At 72.6% G+C, this 20216-nt stretch carries 17 protein-coding genes and 1 pseudogene; 3 read left to right on the top strand and 15 right to left on the bottom strand.

What is annotated here, in order from left to right; all coding sequences use genetic code 11:
* The first annotated feature begins 118 nt into the window (after nucleotides 1-118).
* Entirely contained in the window at nucleotides 119-904 is a 786-nt protein-coding gene (locus tag CP967_RS28835; RefSeq protein ID WP_150490773.1) for a peptidylprolyl isomerase, read from the top strand.
* Nucleotides 905-1117: 213 nt separating this feature from the next.
* The gene (locus CP967_RS28830; RefSeq protein WP_150490772.1) at nucleotides 1118-2347 is read left to right on the top strand and encodes a DUF349 domain-containing protein; all 1230 of its coding nucleotides are present in this window, start codon (nucleotides 1118-1120) and stop codon (nucleotides 2345-2347) included.
* Between the two features lie 126 nt (nucleotides 2348-2473).
* Here the strand turns inward: CP967_RS28830 and CP967_RS28825 are convergent, their stop codons facing one another.
* From CP967_RS28825 to pgsA, 15 genes are all read right to left on the bottom strand, one after another.
* The gene (locus tag CP967_RS28825; RefSeq protein WP_150490771.1) at nucleotides 2474-5089 is read right to left on the bottom strand and encodes a RelA/SpoT family protein; all 2616 of its coding nucleotides are present in this window, start codon (nucleotides 5087-5089) and stop codon (nucleotides 2474-2476) included.
* 242 nt (nucleotides 5090-5331) lie between these two features.
* Nucleotides 5332-5877 carry an adenine phosphoribosyltransferase gene (locus CP967_RS28820; protein WP_373300381.1) on the bottom strand — a complete coding sequence of 182 codons (546 nt, stop codon included), beginning with the start codon at nucleotides 5875-5877 and terminating at the stop codon, nucleotides 5332-5334.
* Between the two features lie 5 nt (nucleotides 5878-5882).
* Nucleotides 5883-6986 carry a protein translocase subunit SecF gene (gene secF / locus CP967_RS28815; protein WP_150490769.1) on the bottom strand — a complete coding sequence of 368 codons (1104 nt, stop codon included), beginning with the start codon at nucleotides 6984-6986 and terminating at the stop codon, nucleotides 5883-5885.
* Nucleotide 6987: 1 nt separating this feature from the next.
* Nucleotides 6988-8736: a protein translocase subunit SecD gene (gene secD, locus CP967_RS28810; RefSeq protein WP_150490768.1), complete on the bottom strand. Its 1749-nt coding sequence runs from the start codon at nucleotides 8734-8736 to the stop codon at nucleotides 6988-6990.
* A gap of 147 nt (nucleotides 8737-8883) precedes the next feature.
* Nucleotides 8884-9324 (bottom strand): preprotein translocase subunit YajC, encoded by a 441-nt coding sequence (gene yajC, locus CP967_RS28805; RefSeq protein ID WP_150490767.1) that lies wholly within the window; start codon nucleotides 9322-9324, stop codon nucleotides 8884-8886.
* 164 nt (nucleotides 9325-9488) lie between these two features.
* Nucleotides 9489-10574, bottom strand: a complete 1086-nt coding sequence (gene ruvB, locus CP967_RS28800) for a Holliday junction branch migration DNA helicase RuvB (RefSeq protein ID WP_150490766.1) — start codon at nucleotides 10572-10574, stop codon at nucleotides 9489-9491.
* Between the two features lie 198 nt (nucleotides 10575-10772).
* Complete coding sequence (ruvA, locus tag CP967_RS28795) at nucleotides 10773-11399, bottom strand: Holliday junction branch migration protein RuvA (protein ID WP_150490765.1); 627 nt, start codon at nucleotides 11397-11399, stop codon at nucleotides 10773-10775.
* Nucleotides 11396-11929 (bottom strand): crossover junction endodeoxyribonuclease RuvC, encoded by a 534-nt coding sequence (gene ruvC, locus CP967_RS28790; protein ID WP_150490764.1) that lies wholly within the window; start codon nucleotides 11927-11929, stop codon nucleotides 11396-11398. The genes ruvA and ruvC overlap by 4 nt, the downstream gene beginning before the upstream one ends.
* 130 nt (nucleotides 11930-12059) lie before the next feature.
* A complete protein-coding gene (locus CP967_RS28785; RefSeq protein WP_150490763.1) occupies nucleotides 12060-12812 on the bottom strand; it encodes a YebC/PmpR family DNA-binding transcriptional regulator in 753 nt (250 codons plus the stop codon).
* Nucleotides 12813-12873: 61 nt separating this feature from the next.
* Nucleotides 12874-13467 carry a pyridoxal 5'-phosphate synthase glutaminase subunit PdxT gene (gene pdxT / locus CP967_RS28780; protein WP_150490762.1) on the bottom strand — a complete coding sequence of 198 codons (594 nt, stop codon included), beginning with the start codon at nucleotides 13465-13467 and terminating at the stop codon, nucleotides 12874-12876.
* 7 nt (nucleotides 13468-13474) lie between these two features.
* Nucleotides 13475-14395 (bottom strand): pyridoxal 5'-phosphate synthase lyase subunit PdxS, encoded by a 921-nt coding sequence (gene pdxS / locus CP967_RS28775; protein WP_150490761.1) that lies wholly within the window; start codon nucleotides 14393-14395, stop codon nucleotides 13475-13477.
* A gap of 303 nt (nucleotides 14396-14698) precedes the next feature.
* Complete coding sequence (locus CP967_RS28770) at nucleotides 14699-15244, bottom strand: hypothetical protein (protein WP_150490760.1); 546 nt, start codon at nucleotides 15242-15244, stop codon at nucleotides 14699-14701.
* 166 nt (nucleotides 15245-15410) lie between these two features.
* On the bottom strand, nucleotides 15411-16571 hold the full coding sequence (locus tag CP967_RS28765; RefSeq protein ID WP_150490759.1) for a glycosyltransferase family 4 protein: 1161 nt from the start codon (nucleotides 16569-16571) through the stop codon (nucleotides 15411-15413).
* Nucleotides 16568-17542, bottom strand: coding sequence for a phosphatidylinositol mannoside acyltransferase (locus CP967_RS28760; protein ID WP_150490758.1), 975 nt, complete (start codon nucleotides 17540-17542; stop codon nucleotides 16568-16570). Before CP967_RS28760 ends, CP967_RS28765 begins: the two co-directional genes overlap by 4 nt.
* On the bottom strand, nucleotides 17539-18219 hold the full coding sequence (pgsA, locus tag CP967_RS28755) for a phosphatidylinositol phosphate synthase (RefSeq protein WP_150490757.1): 681 nt from the start codon (nucleotides 18217-18219) through the stop codon (nucleotides 17539-17541). Before pgsA ends, CP967_RS28760 begins: the two co-directional genes overlap by 4 nt.
* 331 nt (nucleotides 18220-18550) lie before the next feature.
* Between pgsA and CP967_RS28750 the strand changes: the two are divergent.
* Nucleotides 18551-19952: pseudogene (locus CP967_RS28750) on the top strand (GTP-binding protein).
* The last annotated feature ends 264 nt before the right edge of the window (nucleotides 19953-20216 follow it).

The following is a 20216-nucleotide window of genomic DNA, read 5'->3' as shown; positions in this document are numbered from 1 at the left end:
GCCGCGGAAAGGGGATGCGGCAGATCAGAGCCTACCGGCGCTCCTCATTCCACAGCTAACCCATATACCGTACGGGGCAACTCAGGCCCGATCACACGACGTACAAGGAGACCAACCGGTGGTCAGCAACGATCAGCGGCGGCGGCAGCTCGCCCGGGAGAAGTTCGAGCGGCAGCAGCAGCGCAGGGAGGAAGCGCGCCGGAAGTCCCGGCGGCTGACCGCGATCATCGCCTCCTCGGTGGCCGTGGTCGCGATCATCGGGGTGGGCGCGTACCTCACGGTCGACGGCGAGGACACGAAGAAGGACACCGCGGACGCGGCGGCGAGCGCGAGCCCGTCCCCGGCCCCGTCCGAGAGCAGTGTGCCGGAACCGGAGATGGCCATCGACAAGAAGGCCGCGTACACGATGTCGATGAAGACCAGCCAGGGCGACATCGCGATCGCGATGGACGCGGCGAAGACCCCGCACACCACGAACTCCTTCAAGCACCTCGCGGACAAGGGCTACTTCGACGACACGAAGTGCCACCGCCTGACCACGGAGGGCATCTACGTCCTCCAGTGCGGCGACCCGGAGGGCACGGGCATGGGCGGGCCGGGCTACACGATCCCGGACGAGAACCTGACCGCTCTGGGCAAGGCCGGTGACGACGGTTCGGTGACCTATCCGGCGGGTGTGGTCGCGATGGCGAACACCGGCCAGCCGGGCACCGGCGGCAGCCAGTTCTTCCTGGTCTACAAGGACACCAAGCTCCCGCCCAGCTACACGCCGTTCGGCACCATGGACGCCGCCGGCCTGAAGGTCGTGGAGAAGATCGCGAAGGCGGGTGCCGAGGGCGGTGCTCCCGACGGCGCGCCGAAGGAGGCGGTCACGGTCGAGAAGGCCACCGTCGAGAAGTCCTGACCCGGACTCCCGCCCGCCCCGCGGCGGTCCGCCGGGCGGGGCCGGCGGACCGTCCGGCGGGTACCGGATAATTTCAGCCGCGCTGAGTGCGGACAGGCGGGCGGGGCGTCGCCTAGATTGGCGTGGTGCAGGGCGGGCGCTGCCCGCCCCAGGAAACTGTGGACGATGCCAGGGGGGCGAACCCTCTCGCGGGCATCAGGTGGAGGAGGCGCTGTGAGCAGCGACCCGTGGGGCCGTGTCGACGAGACGGGCACCGTGTACGTGCGTACAGCCGACGGCGAGAAGGTCGTCGGATCGTGGCAGGCCGGTTCTCCCGAGGAGGCTCTGGCCTATTTCGAGCGCAAGTACGAGGGCTTGGTGGTCGAGATCGGCCTCCTCGAACGGCGGGTGAAGACCACCGACCTGTCGGCGAAGGACGCGGCGACGGCCATCGATCATCTGCGCGGGCAGATCGACGAGCACCATGCCGTCGGCGACCTCGCGGCGCTCGGCAAGCGGCTGGACGCGCTCGTCGCGTCGGTCGACTCGCGGCGCGAGGAGCGCAGGGCCCAGAAGGCGAAGCAGGCCGACGAGGCCCGCGAGGCCAAGGAGAAGCTGGTCGCCGAGGCCGAGGAGCTGGCGCAGAGCGAGCAGTGGCGTTCCGCGGGCGAGCGTCTGCGGGCGCTGGTGGACACGTGGAAGGGGCTGCCGCGTCTGGACCGCAAGTCGGACGACGAGCTGTGGCACCGCTTCTCACACGCGCGTTCCGCCTTCTCCAAGCGCCGCAAGGCGCACTTCGCGTCGCTGGACGCCCAGCGCGAGGAGGCCCGCAAGGCCAAGGAGAAGCTGGTCGCCGAGGCCGAGTCGCTGTCGGGGTCGACCGACTGGGGTGCGACGGCGGCGCGTTACCGCGACCTGATGACGGAGTGGAAGGCCGCGGGGCGTGCCCAGCGGGAGGCCGAGGACGATCTGTGGAACCGTTTCCGCGGCGCCCAGGACGTGTTCTTCGCGGCCCGCAGCGGTGTCTTCGCGGAGCGGGACGCCGAGCAGGGCGAGAACCTCAAGCTGAAGGAGGAGCTCGCCGCCGAGGCCGAGAAGCTGGTGCCGGTGACGGACCTGAAGGCGGCCCGGGCCGCGTTCCGTTCCCTCAACGAGCGCTGGGAGGCCGTCGGCCATGTGCCGCGTGACGCCCGGCCGAAGGTCGAGGGCCGGATGCAGGCGGTGGAGCGGGCGATCCAGGAGGCCGAGGAGACCGAGTGGCGCCGGACCAACCCGGAGGCGCGGGCCCGCGCGGCGGGTCTGACCGGCCAGCTCCAGGCCGCCGTGGACAAGCTGCGCGGGCAGATCGACACGGCCCGCGCGTCGGGTAACAACGCGCGCGCGGACAAGCTGTCCCGCGAGCTGGAGGGCCGTCAGGCCCTGCTGGACCAGGCGCTGAAGGGCCTGGAGGAGTTCGGCGGCTGAAACACCCGGGCCGCAGGCAGAGGAGGGCTCCCGCACACGGTGTGCGGGAGCCCTCCCGCGTCGTCCGCCACGTCCGGGGCCGGGTCCGGCCCCGATCCCGCCGGGCCGTCCCTCGGACCCCCGGTGTCAGGGCCGTCGGGCCGAGGTCACCCGGTAGACGTCGTAGACGCCCTCCACGCCCCGTACGGCCTTCAGGACGTGGCCCAGGTGCTTCGGGTCGCCCATCTCGAAGGTGAAGCGCGAGGTGGCCACCCGGTCGCGGGAGGTCTGGACGGCCGCCGAGAGGATGTTGACGTGCTGGTCGGACAGGACGCGGGTGACGTCGGAGAGCAGTCGCGAGCGGTCCAGCGCCTCGACCTGGATGGCGACCAGGAAGACCGAGGACTGGGTGGGCGCCCACGCGACGTCGAGGATCCGCTCGGGCTGCTGCGAGAGCGAGTCCACGTTGACGCAGTCCGCCCGGTGCACCGACACCCCGCTGCCCCGGGTGACGAAGCCGATGATCGGGTCGCCGGGGACCGGTGTGCAGCAGCGGGCCAGCTTGACCCAGACGTCCTCCACGCCCTTGACGACCACGCCCGGGTCCGCCTTGCTGCGGCGCTTGCCGCGGCCGTGCGAGGGCGGTGAGCTCTCCGCCAGGTCCTCGTTGGCCGCGTCCTCGCCGCCCAGTGCCTGGACCAGCTTCTGGACGACACCGGCCGCCGCGACATGGCCCTCGCCGATCGCCGCGTAGAGCGAGGAGATGTCGGGGTAGCGCATCTCGTGGGCGAGGGTGACCAGGGAGTCGCCGGTCAGGATCCGCTGGATCGGCAGGTTCTGCTTGCGCATGGCCCGCGCGATGGCGTCCTTGCCCTGCTCGATCGCCTCGTCGCGCCGTTCCTTGGAGAACCAGGCCCGGATCTTGTTGCGTGCCCGGGGCGACTTGACGAACTGGAGCCAGTCCCGGGAGGGGCCCGCGCCGGCGGCCTTGGAGGTGAAGACCTCCACCAGGTCGCCGTTGTCCAGGGTCGACTCCAGTGGTACGAGCCGTCCGTTGACCCGTGCCCCTATGGTCCGGTGGCCGACCTCGGTGTGGACGGCGTAGGCGAAGTCGACGGGTGTGGCGCCGGCGGGCAGCGCTATGACGTCGCCCTTGGGCGTGAAGACGAAGACCTCGTTGCGTGAGAGGTCGAAGCGCAGGGACTCCAGGAACTCGCTGGGGTCCTCGGTCTCCTTCTGCCAGTCCAGGAGCTGGCGCAGCCACGCCATGTCGTTGACGGTGTCCTGGCTCCGGCCTCCGCCGGTGTTCCTGGGCACGTCGGTTCGTACCTTGGACGCCCCGGCGACGGCCTCCTGCTTGTACTTCCAGTGGGCGGCGATGCCGTACTCGGCACGGCGGTGCATGTCGAACGTACGGATCTGGAGTTCGACGGGCTTGCCGCTGGGGCCGATCACCGTGGTGTGCAGCGACTGGTACATGTTGAACTTGGGCATCGCGATGTAGTCCTTGAACCGTCCCGGCACCGGGTTCCACCGGGCGTGGACGGTGCCGAGCGCCGCGTAGCAGTCGCGGACGGTGTCGACGAGGACGCGGATGCCCACCAGGTCGTAGATCTCGGCGAAGTCCCTGCCCCGCACGATCATCTTCTGGTAGACGCTGTAGTAGTGCTTGGGCCGGCCGGTGACGGTCGCCTTGATCCGGGCGGCGCGCAGGTCGGCCTGCACCTCGTCGGTCACCACGGCGAGGTACTCGTCGCGCTTGGGGGCGCGTTCGGCGACGAGGCGGACGATCTCGTCGTACATCTTGGGGTAGAGGATCGCGAAGGCGAGGTCCTCCAGTTCCCACTTGATGGTGTTCATGCCCAGGCGGTGGGCGAGGGGCGCGTAGATCTCAAGGGTCTCGCGGGCCTTCTTCTCCTGCTTCTCCCGCTTGAGGTAGCGCATGGTGCGCATGTTGTGCAGCCGGTCGGCCAGCTTGATGACCAGGACCCGGGGGTCCTTGGCCATGGCGACGACCATCTTGCGGACGGTCTCGGCCTGCGCGGCCTCGCCGAACTTCACCTTGTCCAGCTTGGTGACCCCGTCGACCAGCAGGGCGACCTGGTCGCCGAAGTCCTTGCGCAGGGTGTCCAGGCCGTACTCGGTGTCCTCGACCGTGTCGTGGAGCAGTCCGGCCATCAGCGTCGCCGGGTCCATGCCGAGCTCGGCGAGGATCGTGGTGACGGCGAGCGGGTGCGTGATGTAGGGGTCGCCGCTCTTGCGCTTCTGGCCGCGGTGCCAGCGCTCGGCGACCTGGTACGCCTTCTCGATCTGGCGCAGCGTGGCGCTCTCGATCTTGGGGTCGTTGCCGCGCACGGTCCGCAGGAGCGGTTCCAGGACCGGGTTGTACGGGCTGGAGCGCTGCACGCCGAGCCGGGCGAGGCGGGCCCGCACCCGGCTGGAGGAGCCGCCGGAGCGCACGGGCGGCGCGGGGGCCGGGGGCGGCGGCTTGGGCGCGGCCGGCCGGGGGGCGGCCGGTACCGGCGGCTGGGCGGCGCCGGGGGCGGCCGGGGGCACCGCGGGGTCGGGGGCGGGGGGCTTGGGGCCCCGCGCCGGGTCCACCCGTGCCGCGGTCCCGGGGGCGGGCTCCGCCCGGTCGTCCGCGGGCCGGGCCGGGCCGGACCCGGCCGCCGGGGCGGGCCGCGCCTCCTCGGAGGGCGTGGCGGATTCCGCCGCGGGCTTGTCGGGCTGCGCGGCGGCGACTGGACGGACCTCGTCTGGCAAGAGCGCTCCTCGTGCGGATCCGGGCTACCCGGAAAGCCCATGGTATCGACCGCCCGGCGGGGCCTCGCCCGGGGACGTACGGCCCGTGCCCGCCGGTGCCTGCGGCGGGTCCCCGCCGCGGGGCTCCTCCGGCGGCGAAGGGCACCGATGGCTCGCACAACGCCCGACGGGCACCCGGTGTTCCCCGGGTGCCCGTCGGCTCGGCTCGACAGCCTGGACCGCGTACGTCGTGCGCGGTGCGGTCAGACGGTGATCAGCGCCTCCAGCGGGGCGTCCCGCAGAACGGTCTCCAGCCGGGCGCGGCCGGGGAGGAAGCCGAGCTCCATCAGGACCGCGACCCCGGCGACCTGGGCCCCGGCCCGCCGGATCAGCTCCAGCGACGCCCCGGCGGTGCCGCCGGTGGCCAGGACGTCGTCGATGACCATGACCCGGTCGTCGGCGGACAGGTCCTCGGCGTGGATCTCGATCTCGGCGGTGCCGTACTCCAGCTCGTACGCCTGGCCGAGGGTGGCTCCGGGCAGCTTGCCGGCCTTGCGGACGGGCACGAACCCTATGCCCGCCCGGACCGCGACCGGTGCGGCCAGGATGAAACCGCGGGCCTCGAGGCCGGCGATCTTGGTCGCTCCGTGCTCCACGCACAGCTCCGCGAAGAAGTCGGTCAGCGCGGTGAAGGCGGCCGGGTCCGCGAGCAGCGGGGTGATGTCCTTGAACACCACGCCCGGCTTCGGATAGTCCGGTACGTCACGGATCCGGCTGAGCAGCAGTTCGCGGACCGACGCGGCGGCCATGGCGGTCATCGGCGGTTCCCCGGGGTCCGGCCGTTGCCCCTGGGCTGACGGCGCTGGCCGACGACCGCGGCCTCGGGTGCGTCCGGGGCGCCGTCGAAGGACGGCTCCTGCCCCGCCTCCTCGCTCTCGCCCTTGGCCGCGGCCGCGGCGCGCTTGGCGAGGATCCGCTTCTTCAGCGCCTTGATCTGCGGGTCGCGTTCCTTCAGGTCGGCGACCAGCGGGGTGGCGATGAAGATCGAGGAGTAGGCGCCGGCGGCGAGACCGACGAAGAGCGACAGCGAGATGTCGTTCAGCATGCCGGCGCCGAGGACGCCGCCGCCGATGAAGAGCAGGCCGGCGACCGGCAGCAGCGCCACCACGGTGGTGTTGATGGAACGCACCAGGGTGCTGTTGATGGAGCGGTTGGCGATCTCGCTGTACGTCCAGCGGGTCTGCTTGGTGATGTCCTTGGTGCCCTCCTTCAGGCTGTCGAAGACGACGACCGTGTCGTAGAGGGAGTAACCGAGGATGGTCAGCAGACCGATCACGGTGCCCGGGGTGACCTCGAAGCCGACCAGGGCGTAGACACCGACCGTGATGGTGATGTCGTGGATCAGCGCGATGAGCGCGGCGACGGCCATGCGCCACTCGAAGGCGATGGCGAGGTAGACGACCACCAGGATCATGAAGATGCCGAGGCCGGTCCAGGCCTTGTTGGCGATCTGCGCGCCCCAGCTGGGTCCGACGAGGTCCGCGTTGATCTGCTCCTCGGGGATGCCGAGGTCCTCGGAGAGCTGGGTCTTGATCTGGTCGGCCTTGGCGGTGTCGACCTCGGTGATCTGGATCCGGAGTCCGCCGTTGCCGAGCTCCTGGACGATCGCCTCGTGGCCCGATGCCTCCACCGCGTCCTCGTGGGCCTGGGAGACCGAGACCTTGGCCTTGGTGTCGGTCGTGAAGACGGCACCGCCCTTGAACTCGATGCCCATGTTCAGGCCGCTGACCGCCAGGCCGAGGATGGCCGTGATGGTGATCAGGATCGAGACGCCGTACCAGATCTTGCGCTTGCCGATGAAGTCGTAGCCGACCTCGCCTCGGTAGAGCCGGGCGCCGAGATTGCCGAGTCGCGACATCTCACGCCTCCTTCGGGTGGTCGGTGGGGGCGGAGACACGGCGTGAACGGCGCAGCGGCGGCTTCGCTCCGAGGCGCTTGGGGTCCAGACCGGACCACGGGTGGCCGCTGGAGAAGAACTTGGTGCGCGCCATGAGCGTCAGCAGGGGCTTGGTGAAGAGGAACACCACGACGACGTCGAGCAGGGTGGTGAGGCCGAGGGTGAAGGCGAAGCCCTGCACCTTGCCGACCGTGACCAGGAAGAGCACCGCGGCGGCGAGGAACGACACGAAGTCGGACACCAGGATGGTGCGCCGGGCACGCGGCCAGCCGCGCTCGACGGCGGGGCGCAGCGTGCGGCCCTCGCGGATCTCGTCCCGGACCCGTTCGAAGTAGACGATGAACGAGTCCGCCGTGATACCGATCGCCACGATGGCGCCGCAGACGGCGGGGAGGTTCAGCGCGAAGCCGATGGCCGGGCCGAGCAGCGCCATGATCGTGTAGCTGAGGATGCCGGAGGCCAGGAGGCTCAGGAGCGCGATGAGCGCCAGGCCGCGGTAGTAGGCGACCAGGTAGATCACCACGAGGGCCAGGCCGATCGCACCGGCGATCAGACCGGCTTCCAGCTGCTCGCCGCCCAGGGCGGCGGTGACGGTGGTGACCGTGTCCTCGCTGAAGGACAGCGGGAGCGCGCCGTAGGACAGCACGTTGGCCAGGTCCTCGGCGGACTGCTGGGTGAAGCTGCCGGAGATCTCGGCGCTGCCGCTCAGGGTCTCGTTGACCTGGGGCGCGGAGACGACCTCGCCGTCGAGGGAGATCGCGAACTGGTTCTGCGGCGACTGCTGGGCGGAGAGCTTCTTGGTGATCGTCTGGAACTTCTTGGAGCCCTTGTCGGTGAACTCCATCGAGACGAGCCAGATGCCCCGCTGCTGGTCGAACTGCCCCTTGGCGTCGTCGACGTCCGTACCGGAGACCTCGGCGGGGCCGAGGAGGTACTTGGCGTCACCCTCGGAGCTGCACGCGACGGTGGGGTCCTCGGGCTTGACGCCGTCGCCGGCCGCGACCCGGGCCTTCTCGTCGGTGCAGTCCAGCTCGGTGAACTTCTTCTCCAGCGCGGCGGTCGCGGCGTCGGGCGTCTGGGACGCCGCGGGGGTCGCGGCGGCGTCGCCGGAGGCGTCACCGGCGGCCGGGGTGGGCGAGCCGTCCTGCTTCAGGCCGCCGGTCACGGCACGGCCCTGCGTGGTGGCGGACGAGGAGGGCGTGGCCTCGGAGCCGGAGGCGGTCTCCTTGTCGCCGGGCTCCGCCGACGGGGCCGGGGAGCCGGACGCGGAAGGGCTGGCGGTCCCGGTGGGCGTCGGTTCCCCGCCGGTCACGGAGAGCACCGGCCGGAAGTAGAGCTGCGCGGTGGTGCCGACCTGCTCGCGGGCCTGCGCGGAGTTCGTCCCCTTGGGGATGTTGACGATGATGTTCGAGGCGCCCTGGGTCTGCACCTCGGCCTCGGACACGCCCAGACCGTTGACGCGGCGCTCGATGATCTCGACAGCCGTGTTCATGTTGGTCTCGTTGATCGCCTCAGGCTTGCCGGGCTGGCTCTTCGCCTTGAGTGTGATCGACGTACCGCCTGCCAGGTCGATACCAAGCCGAGGCGTGGTGTGGCCGGACAAGAACATCCCGCCGGTGAGCGCGACCATGGCGATCAGGATCAGGGCCAGGGCGCGCCCCGGCCTGCTCTGACCGCCGGCGCGCCCTTTGCCCTTCTTCGGAACTGCCACCTTCTCGTTTCTCCCTGTCCAACCGCTCCGCGCCGGGTACGGGCCCGAGCGGCCATGAAGTGGTGTGGGGACCCCGCCCCGCAGAAGACCGCACTGCCCCAGGGACGCCGGACACCCGCGGGTGTCCGGCGTCCCTGGATCGTCGAACTACTTGGAGCCGTCCTCGTCGCCCTTGGCGTCCTTCGGCGCGGCGTCGCTCTCGGTCTTCTTGCCGAGGTCGATCTTCGCGTCGCCGGAGTCGTCCGGGCCGTCGGTGAGGGAGGAGGCGTCGTCGGGGACGACCGCGCCCTCGACGCTCAGGTCCTCGTCGCCGTGGACGATGCGGTTGTACTCCGCGTCCTCGAGGACGGCGCCGATGGCGTTCTTGGCGTAGACGGCGTGGACGCCGGGCGCGACCTCCAGCAGCACCGTGTCCTGCTGGATCTCCTTGACGGTGGCGTACATGCCTCCGATCGTGCGGACGCCGGTGCCGGGCTGCATCTCGTCGCGCATCTGCACAGCCGCCTGCTGCTTCTTCTTGGCGGACCGGGTCATCAGGAACATGGCCCCGATGAGCACGATGAAGGGGAGGAGGGTCACGATACTCACGGGACGGTACTTCCTTCGCACGACCGCGCTGGCACGGCCTTGACTACGGGGGTGGGTACACCAGCCCGGTACGGGCGGCATCGGCGGAGTCTAAGCGAGTCCGCATCATTGGAACAACGCCCAGCATGACACCCTGGTTCCCCTCCGGGAAAACCTGTGACACATCACGCCCCGAACAGGCCCTGTTGTCCCATTGCGCCGCCCTGCGGGGCCGTGAGACCCAGATGTGCCCAGGCGGCGGGGGTGGCGACCCGGCCGCGCGGTGTCCTGGCCAGCAGTCCCTCCCGTACGAGGAAGGGCTCGGCGACCTCCTCGACCGTCTCCCGCTCCTCCCCCACCGCCACCGCGAGCGTGGACAGGCCGACGGGCCCGCCGCCGAAGAGTTTCAGCAGGGCTTGGAGCACCGCGCGGTCCAGCCGGTCCAGGCCGCGTTCGTCGACCTCGTACACCCGCAGGGCGGCCGCCGCGATGTCCCGGTCGATCCGGCCCTCGGCCTTGACCTGGGCGTAGTCGCGGACGCGGCGCAGCAGCCGGTTGGCGATGCGGGGGGTGCCGCGGGAGCGCCCGGCGATCTCGGCGGCCCCCTGGGGGTCTATGGCCACGTCGAGCAGGCCGGCGGAGCGGTGGATGACGCGTTCGAGTTCGGCGGGGGCGTAGAACTCCATGTGCGCGGTGAAGCCGAAGCGGTCGCGGAGCGGGGGCGGCAGCAGTCCGGCCCTGGTGGTGGCGCCGACGAGGGTGAACGGCGGGAGTTCCAGGGGGATGGCGGTGGCGCCGGGGCCCTTTCCGACGATGACGTCGACGCGGAAGTCCTCCATCGCCATGTAGAGCATCTCCTCGGCGGGCCGTGACATGCGGTGGATCTCGTCGAGGAAGAGGACCTCGCCCTCCTGGAGCGAGGAGAGGATCGCGGCGAGGTCGCCGGCGTGCTGGATGGCGGGGCCGGAGGTGATGCGGATCGGTGCGTTCATCTCGGCGGCGATGATCATGGACAGGGTGGTCTTGCCGAGCCCGGGGGCGCCGGAGAGCAGGACGTGGTCGGCGGTGGCACCGCGGGCCCTGGCGGCCTTGAGGACCAGGTCGAGCTGTTCGCGGACCTTCTCCTGGCCGACGAACTCGTCGAGGTCCTTGGGGCGCAGGGCGGCTTCGACGGCGGTGTCCTCGCCGTCGGCCCCGGCGTCAACCAGCCGGTCCTGGAGCCGCTCGTCCGTCAGGTCGCCGGTGTCGGGCCCGGTCTCGTCCCAGTTCATCGTGTGTCCCGCCTCGGGTGTTTCGGTGTCGGCCGTGCGGTGTCCCGGCCGGCGGACGCGGCCCGGCCGCTGGGCGCGGCCGGGGTGCGCGGTCCGGGGACGGTCGGGGTGTGCGGTCGGGTGTGCGGTTCGAAGGTGCGTGGGGTTCAGGGATGCGTGGGGTTCGAAGGTGCGTGCGGCCGGGTGCGCGGTTCGGGGTCAGCGCGCCCGGTTGAGGGTCTGGAGCGCGGCCCGCAGCAGCTGCGGCACGGGCGGGGCCGCGCCCTCGGCGACGGCCGCCTCGGCCTGCGGCGTCACCGCCGTCACCGCTTCGTCGGCCTCGCGGGTGGCGTATCCGAGGCCGATCAGGGCGGCCTGGAGCTGGTCGCGCCAGGAGGAGGGGGCGCCGGTGCCGGTCCCCTGCTGCCCGATGCGCGCGCCGACCGGTTCACCCAGCCGGTCCTTCAGCTCCAGAAGGAGCTTCTGGGCGCCCTTCTTGCCGATGCCGGACACGGCGGTGAGCGCCTTCTCGTCCCCGGTGGCGACGGCGACGCGCAGGGCGTCGGGGCTGTGGGTGGCGAGCATCGCCTGGGCGAGCCTCGGTCCGACGCCGCTGGCGGTCTGGAGCAGCTCGAAGACCTGCCGCTCGTCGTCGTCGGCGAAGCCGTAGAGGGTGAGGGAGTCCTCGCGTACGACGAGGGAGGCGGCGAGCCTGGCCTCCTGCCCGATCCGCAGGCCGGCGAGGGTGGCCGGGGTGCACTGGAGGGCCATGCCGATGCCGCCGACCTCGATCACGGCGGTGGTCGGGGCGAGGGCGGCAACCGGGCCCGAGACGAAGGCGATCATGCGGGGCGGCCTTTCAGCGTGCGGTGGGCGGCGACGGCCTGCTGCAGGCGGTTCTGCGCGGGCGCGCGCCAGATGTGGCAGATGGCGAGGGCGAGCGCGTCGGCGGCGTCGGCCGGTTTCGGCGGTGCGTCGAGTCGGAGCAGCCGCGTCACCATGGCCCCGACCTGGGCTTTGTCGGCGCGGCCGGACCCGGTGACGGCGGCCTTGACCTCGCTGGGGGTGTGCAGGGCGACGGGGATGTCCCGGCGGGCCGCGCAGAGCATGGCGACCGCGCTGGCCTGGGCGGTGCCCATGACCGTGCGGACGTTGTGCTGGCTGAAGACGCGCTCCACCGCGACGCAGTCCGGGCGGTGTTCGTCGAGCCACTGCTCGATGCCCCGCTCGACGGCGACCAGCCGGTGGGCGAGCCCCATGTCGGGCGGGGTGCGCACCACGCCGACGCCCGCCATCGTCAGCGGCCGGCCCGCGACGCCTTCGACGACGCCCACACCGCACCGGGTCAGCCCCGGGTCCACGCCGAGTACCCGCATGGAGCCCCCTCGTCCTCACTGCCCGTACGCTCGGTCAACTGTTCCAGCAGGCTATCGGCTCGCACCGACAACGGGACGGGCCGGCGGGGTGTGTCCCCGCCGGCCCGCCGTTCCGCCGTGCCCGCGCCTCTCAGGCGTCGACCTTCTCCATGACCTCGTCGGAGACGTCGAAGTTGGCGAAGACGTTCTGCACGTCGTCGCTGTCCTCCAGCGCGTCGATCAGCTTGAAGATCTTGCGCGCGCCCTCCTCGTCCAGTTCGACCTGCATGGTCGGGACGAAGTTGGCCTCGGCCGAGTCGTAGTCGATGCCGGCGTCCTGGAGCGCGGTGCGGACCGCGACCATGTCGGTGGCCTCGCTGAGCACCTCGAAGGTGTCACCGAGGTCGTTGACCTCCTCGGCGCCCGCGTCGAGGACGGCGCCGAGGACGTCGTCCTCGGTCAGCTCGCCCTTGGGGACGATGACGACGCCCTTGCGGTTGAACAGGTACGAGACCGAGCCCGGGTCGGCCATGGAGCCGCCGTTGCGGGTCATGGCGACACGGACGTCGGAGGCGGCCCGGTTGCGGTTGTCGGTGAGGCACTCGATGAGCACCGCGACACCGTTCGGTCCGTAGCCCTCGTACATGATCGTCTCGTAGTCGGCACCGCCGGCCTCCAGGCCGGCGCCGCGCTTGACGGCGGAGTCGATGTTCTTGTTCGGGACCGAGCTCTTCTTGGCCTTCTGGATGGCGTCGAAAAGGGTCGGGTTACCGGACACGTCGGCGCCGCCCGTGCGGGCCGCGACCTCGATGTTCTTGATCATCTTCGCGAAGAGCTTGCCGCGCTTGGCGTCGATCACGGCCTTCTTGTGCTTCGTCGTAGCCCATTTAGAGTGGCCGGACATCTGCCTTCTCCTTCGCGTCACCAAAATCGATCCGAACCCGAGAGATCCTACCGGGATCGGATCAGCCCACGGCGCGCACCATGTCGACGAAGAGCCCGTGCATCCGGTGGTCCCCCGTGAGCTCGGGGTGGAACGACGTCGCCAGGGCGTTCGCCTGCCGTACGGCGACGGCATGCCCTCCGTACACCGCCAGGACATCGGCGCCGGCGCCCACGGACTCCACCCAGGGGGCCCGGATGAAGACGCCTTCGACCGGCCCGCCGGGCACCCCGGCGACGTCGACGGCCGCCTCGAAGGACTCGTTCTGCCGCCCGAAGGCGTTGCGGCGCACGGTCATGTCGATGCCGCCGACGGTCTCCTGGCCCGCCCGCGGGTCCAGGATCCGGCCGGCGAGCAGGATCATCCCGGCGCAGGTGCCGTAGACCGGCATCCCGGCGGCGACCCGCTCACGCAGCGGGTCCATCATCCCGAAGAGGACGGCCAGCCGGGACATCGTGGTGGACTCGCCGCCGGGCAGCACCAGGCCGTCGGCCTCGGCGAGTTCCTCGGGCCGCCGGACCGGCCTGGCCGCGGCGCCGGCCGCGGTCAGGGCGGTCAGGTGCTCCCGTACGTCGCCCTGGAGCGCCAGGACTCCGACGACCGGGGTGTCGTTCACCGGGTGCCTACCAGCCGCGGTTGGCGTAGCGCTCGGTCTCGGGCAGGGTGTCGCAGTCGATGCCGACCATGGCCTCGCCGAGGTTGCGGGAGGCGTCCGCGACGACCTTCGGGTCGTCGTAGAAGGTGGTGGCCTTGACGATGGCCGCGGCGCGCCTGGCGGGGTCGCCGGACTTGAAGATGCCCGACCCCACGAAGACGCCCTCCGCGCCGAGCTGGCGCATCAGGGCCGCGTCGGCGGGGGTGGCGACGCCGCCGGCCGAGAAGAGGACGACGGGCAGCCTGCCGAGCCCGGCGACCTCCTTGACCAGCTCGTAGGGGGCGCGGAGGTCCTTGGCGGCGGCGTACAGCTCGTTGTCGTCGAAGCCGCGCAGACGGGCGATCTCGTTCTTGATCTGGCGCAGGTGGCGGACCGCCTCGACGACGTTGCCGGTGCCGGCCTCGCCCTTGGAGCGGATCATCGCGGCGCCTTCGGCGATACGGCGGAGGGCCTCGCCGAGGTTGGTGGCGCCGCAGACGAAGGGGGTGGTGAAGGCGAACTTGTCGCTGTGGTTGACCTCGTCGGCCGGGGTGAGGACCTCGGACTCGTCGATGTAGTCGACACCGAGCGACTGGAGGACCTGGGCCTCGACGAAGTGGCCGATACGGGACTTGGCCATGACGGGGATGGAGACGGCCCCGATGATCTCCTCGATCATGCCGGGGTCGGACATCCGGGCGACCCCACCGTCCTTGCGGATGTCGGCGGGCACCCGCTCCAGGGCCATGACGGCCACGGCGCCCGCGTCCTCGGCGATCTTCGCCTGCTCGGCGTCGACGACGTCCATGATCACGCCGCCCTTGAGCTGCTCGGCCATGCCGCGCTTCACCCGGGCGGTGCCGGTGGCGGGGGCGTCGGTGGACTGCGGGGTGCTGGGAAGCGTGGACACGGGACCTCACTGGGGTGGCGGGACACGGGATGCCGCGGTCGCGGGCCTGGGGCCGCGGACCGCCGCAGAGCTGAGGAAACTCCTTGCGAGCAGTCCACAGCAAGGGCCAATGGACAGCCGGTGGATCGTTTTCCTGCCGCCGCCGGGGCCGCTTCCGGACGCCCGGCCGCGGAACGCACCGCTCCGGGGCGCCGCCCCGTGCCGCCCCGGCACACACCGCTCCGGAGAGCCCGCCCCGGAACGCACCGCTCCGGGAGCCCGGCCCCGGGGCCCCGCCCCGGGAGCCCTAGCGCCGAAGGCCCGTCAGCTGCCCGGCCGGTCCGCCAGCGCCACCGGCGGCTCGTCGTCCATCTCGACGGCCGGCGGGAACGGCGCGTGCCCGGCGAGCCGGAACAGCCGGACCGTACGGTGGGAGCGCAGGGCCCGGGCGGCGCGCACCGCGTCGTTGTGGAACCGCCGTGCCATCGGTACGCGGCGTACGGCGGCGGCGAGTTCGGCCGCGGCCTCGTCCCCGCCGGGGAAGTCCTTGACCGCCTCGACCTGCCCCGGTTCGCCGAACACGGCCCGCAGCGCGCTGCTCAGCTCGCTCTCGGCGACCTCGCGCCGCTCCTCCTCGGCCTGCCGGGCCGCGTGCGCCGCCTCGTAGAGGACGATCGAGGCCGCGGGGTCCAGGACGCCGGAGGTGGCGATCTCCTGGGTGACCGAGGCACGGCGCAGCAACTGCGCGTCCAGGGCGGCGCGGGCCGCGTCGATGCGGGTGTGGAGCCGGTCGAGCCGGCCGGCGGTCCAGCTGAGGTACAGGCCGATCGCGACGAGCGCGACGACGATCCAGATGAGGGTTTCGATCACGGGCGGCAAGGCTACCGTCGGGGGCCCGCGCCCCGGACCGCCGGGCCGCACGGGACCCTGGCCGCCGGACCGCGCGGGACCACGGGTCCGCCGGGCCCCTGACCGCACGGGACCACGGGTCCGCCGGCCGCCGCCCGGCGGACCGCTCCCGGGCCGGGCTCCGGACTCAGTCCCTGGCCAGGCCGAACCGGCCGCGCAGCCCCGGGCGTTCGTCGGTGTCCACCGCCGCGGCCCCGTCGGTCACCGTCTCGTACACCGCGAGGATGTCCGCGCCGACCGTCGTCCAGTCGAACCGGCGGACGTGCGCGCTGCCCCGCTCCCGCAGCCCGTCCCTGCGCGCCGGGTCGTCCAGGAGCCGGATCGCCGCCGCGGCCAGTGCGTCGGCGTCCTCGTTGGCGAAGAGGTCCCCCGCCGTGCCGTGGTCCAGGACCTGGGCGAAGGCGTCGAGGTCGCTGGCGAGCACGGGGGCGCCCGCCGACAGGGCCTCGACCAGGATGATGCCGAAGCTCTCGCCGCCGGTGTTGGGGGCGACGTACACGTCGACGCTGCGCAGCAGCCGGGCCTTGTCCTCGTCGCTGACCATGCCGAGGAACTCGACGCGCTCACGCATCGGTGCGGGCAGCGTGGCGACCGCCTCCTCCTCGTCACCGCGGCCGGCCACCAGCAGCCGGGCGTCCGGGCGTGCGGTGAGGATCGCGGGGAGCGCCCTCATCAGGACGGGCAGCCCCTTGCGGGGTTCGTCGATGCGTCCGATGAAGCCGAGGGTGGAGCCCTGCCACTCGGCCTTGGGCTCGGCCCGGGCGAAGAAGTCCACGTCGACGCCGTTGGGGATGACCACGGCGTCGCCGCCCAGGTGTTCGACCAGGGTGCGGCGGGCGTACTCGCTGACCGCGATCCGGGCGCTGATCTTCTCCAGCGCCGGCTGGAGGATCGGGTACGCGGCGATCATCGCCCGGGAGCGCGGGTTGGAGGTGTGGAAGGTGGCGACGATGGGGCCCTGCGCCGCCCAGCAGGTGAGCAGTCCCAGGGACGGCGAGGTCGGCTCGTGGATGTGGACGACGTCGAAGGTGCCGTCGTGCAGCCAGCGCCGCACCCGGGCGGCGGACAGGAAGCCGAAGTTCAGCCGGGCGACCGAGCCGTTGTACCGGACGGGGACGGCGCGGCCCGCGGACACGACGTACGGCGGCAGCGGGGTCTCGTCGTCGGCCGGCGCCAGCACCGACACCTCGTGTCCGAGCCGGATCAGGTGTTCGGCCAGGTCCCGGATGTGGAACTGCACTCCGCCGGGTACGTCCCAGGAGTACGGGCAGACGATGCCGATCTTCACGGCGCTTCCCCTCGCGGTTCCGGACCGGCGCCCCGCGGCCCGGCGTGCGGCGCCCCGCCGGGGCGCGGTTCCAGGTCGGCGAGCCAGAGCCGTTGCAGCATGTGCCAGTCCTCCGGGTGCTCGGCGATCCCGGTGGCGAAGGCGTCGGCCAGCGCCTGTGTCATGGAGGACGTCTTCTCGGCCCGGGTGCCCGTCTCCGGTACGGGGACCGGCGGGTGGACCCGGGCTCCCATGACGGGTGTCCCGTCGTACCAGAGGGTGACGGGCAGCAGCAGCGCGCCGGTCTGCTGGGCGAGCAGGGCCGGCCCGGCGGGCATCCGCGCGGTGTCGCCGAAGAAGTCCACCTCGACGCCGGAGGCCGACAGGTCCCGGTCGGCGACCAGGCAGACCAGCCCGCCCGAGCGCAGCCGCCGGGCGAGCGTGCCGAGGGCCGTTCCCCCGTTGTGCGGGAGGACCTCCATGCCGAGTCCCTGCCGGTAGGCCACGAACCGGTCGTACAGGCTCTCCGGCTTCAGCCGTTCGGCGACCGTGGTGAAGGGCACCTTCAGGCCGGTGGTGACCCAGGCTCCCGCCAGGTCCCAGTTCCCCAGGTGCGGCAGCGCCAGGATGACGCCCTTGCCGGCGTCGAGCCCCCCGGTGAGCCGGTGGGCGTCCTGGACGTCGATCGACTCCCTGATCCGTCGCGGGTCCCAGGTGGGCAGCCGGAACGATTCCATCCAGTAGCGCATGTACGAGCGCATGCCGGCCTTCGACAGCTCGGCGAGCCGGGCGGCGTCCGCGTCCGGCACCACCCGCGCCAGGTTGGACTCCAGTCGCAGCACGGCGGTGCCGCGCCGCTTCCACACCTGGTCGGCCAGGGTCCTGAAGAGGGCGCGGGCGGCCGGCTCGGGGAGCGTCTTGACGGCGCTCCAGCCCAGTCCGTAGAGCCCGTCGGTCAGCCTGTCCCGGACCCCGGGGCCGTCGCCGCTCACCGCTCGGCCCCGCTCCCCTGCTCCGCGCCGCCGGCGGCGGCCGCCGCGGCGTCGGCCTCGGCCGATTCCCGGCGTACGGTCACCACCCGCTGGACCAGCGTGACCAGGCTGCCCACGGCCACGATCCACAGGGCGACGGGCAGCAGGACCTGGATGCCCGGCACCCCGAAGGCGTGCAGCCCGGCGAGGCCGGCGGCGACCAGCGAGATGACCAGCCGCTCGGCGCGCTCCACCAGCCCGTTCACCGCGACGGGCAGCCCGATCGACTCGCCGCGCGCCTTGGTGTACGAGACGACCTGGCCGCTGGCCAGGCAGAAGATCGACACCGCGCACATCACGTCGTTGTCACCGCCGCCCGCGTACCAGAGCGCGAAGCCGCCGAAGATCGCCCCGTCGGCGACGCGGTCCAGCGTGGAGTCCAGGAACGCGCCCCACCGGCTGGAGATCCCGGCCTGCCGGGCCATGTTCCCGTCGACCAGGTCGGAGAAGACGAAGACCGTGATGACGATCGTGCCCCAGAAGAACTCCCCCATCGGGAAGAAGACCAGCGCACCTGCCATCACCCCGGCCGTGCCGACGAGGGTGACCGCGTCGGGACTGACCCCGAGCCGGAGCAGCAGAGCGGCGAACGGTGTGAGGACACGCGTAAAGAATGCACGCGCGTACTTGTTCAGCATGGCCTTCCCGAGGTTCGGCGGGCCGTGCGGCCCCTGCGGCCACCGGCTGGCCCATCGTAGTCACGAGCGGACCCTCCCCACGGCCGGGCACCCCGCCCCGGCGGGCGCCCGGCCCGGGGCCGGGCGCCGCTCCTGAGATGTGGACGCCGTCCGGCGGGGGTGGAAAGCTCGGAGAAGAGTGTCCGGCGGCCGGGCCGCGCCTCTTCTGCCGCGCCTCCCGCCGTCCGGCTCTCGACGAGTGGGCGCCGCCGGGGCCGCCCGGGCGGATCTTGTGCCGGTGCCCCGCTCGCCCGCCCGGCGGGCGGGCGCCACCGACCGGGAGGCACGCGTCATGGACGACAGGACACAGCCGCGCACCGGGGCCGGCGAAGGGGTCGCGGCGGCGGTACCGCCGCCCGCCCGGATACGGAACGTGGTGCTGGTCGGCCACAGCGGGTCCGGCAAGACCGCGCTGGTGGAGGCGCTGGCGCGGACGGCGGGCGCCCGGCCGGGCCGGACCGGGGGCCACGGGGCGACGGGCCGCACCGGCACCGCTCCGTACAGCTCTCCGTCGTCCCCGTCGACCGGGGCGGATGCCGGGTCAACCTGCTGGACACCCCGGGGTACGCGGACTTCCTCGGGGAGGTCAGGGCGGGGCTGCGCGCGGCGGACGCGGCTCTGTTCGTCCTCTCCGCGGCCCAGGAGGCGGACGCCGTGGCCGGTGCCTCCCGGGGGCTCTGGCAGGAGTGCGCCGCCGCCGGCATGCCGCCGGGGGCCTGGTCCGGGTGTCCGGGCTGGACGGTGCCGGAACCGGGGACACGCTCTCCCCGCCCGGCGATCCGCTGATGATCCGGCCGTGGACGGCCCCCGAGCCCCTGCTGCCGCTCGCGGTACGCGCCCACGGCAGGGCCGACGGGGGGAAGCTCTCCCAGGGCCTGGCGCGGATGGCCGCCGAGGACACCGGTATGCGTCTGGAGCGGGACCCGGAGACCGGGCAGACCGTCCTGTGGTGCATGGGCGAGGCCCACGCGGGTCTCGCCCTGGAGCGGCTGCGCGAGAGGTACGGCGTCCGGGCCGACGCGGTCCCCCGTCTCGTCCCGCTGCGTGAGACGTTCGCCTCGCGCGCCCGGGGCCGGGGGCGGCAGGTCAGGCAGTCCGGCGGTCACGGCCGGTACGCCGTGTGCGAGATCCAGGTGGAGCCGCTCCCCTGCGGCTCGGGCGTCGAGTTCGCGGACCGGGTGACCGGGGGCGCGGTGCCCCGGCCGTTCGTCGCCTCCGTGGAGAAGGGGGTACGCGGCCAGGCGGCCCGCGGGGTGGCGGCCGGCTACCCGCTGGTGGACGTACGGGTCACCCTGCTCGACGGCAAGGCGCACTCCGTGGACTCCTCCGACGCCGCCTTCCGGGCGGCGGGTGCGCCGGCGCTGCGCGAGGCCGCGGTCGAGGCGGACCTGCGGCTGCTCGAACCGGTGGCCCAGGTCCGCGTGTCCGTCCCCGACGCCTATGCGGGCACCGTGATGGGTGATCTCGCCGGACGCCGTGGCCGGGTCCTCGGTACGGAACAGGAATCCGACGGCCGCGTCCTCGTGCGCGCCGAGGTCCCCGAGATCGAGATCGACCGGTACGCCGTGGACCTCCGTTCCCTGACGCACGGCACCGGCCGCTTCGACCGGGCGTACGCCCGGCACGAACCCATGCCGCCCGAACGCGCCGAGCGCCTCGGCATATCGCGGCAGGCCCTGACCAAGGGGCACTGACGTCAACCGCCCGGCCACGCCCCGGCCCGGCGGCTCGGGCCGGGCACGCCGGCCGGAGGGGTACCCGCGCCCCGTCGCGTCGCGTCGTCCGCCCCGTCGCACCGTTCGGCCCGCACGCTCGCCGGCCGGGGCACCCGGGGCTGTCCCGTGGTCCCTGACGGGCGCGCGACGACGGTCACGGCACTTCGCGGCGTCGCCGGAACGTCCGCGTACTCCCCCGGCGGCTACGCCCGGGGCGCCCCCCACGCAGGCGAACGCCCCTCC

This window comes from Streptomyces nitrosporeus (genome assembly GCF_008704555.1).
Lineage (GTDB): Bacteria > Actinomycetota > Actinomycetes > Streptomycetales > Streptomycetaceae > Streptomyces > Streptomyces nitrosporeus.
The sequence above is the reverse complement of the archived record's forward strand: the minus strand, read 5'-3'. Positions and strand labels throughout refer to the sequence as shown.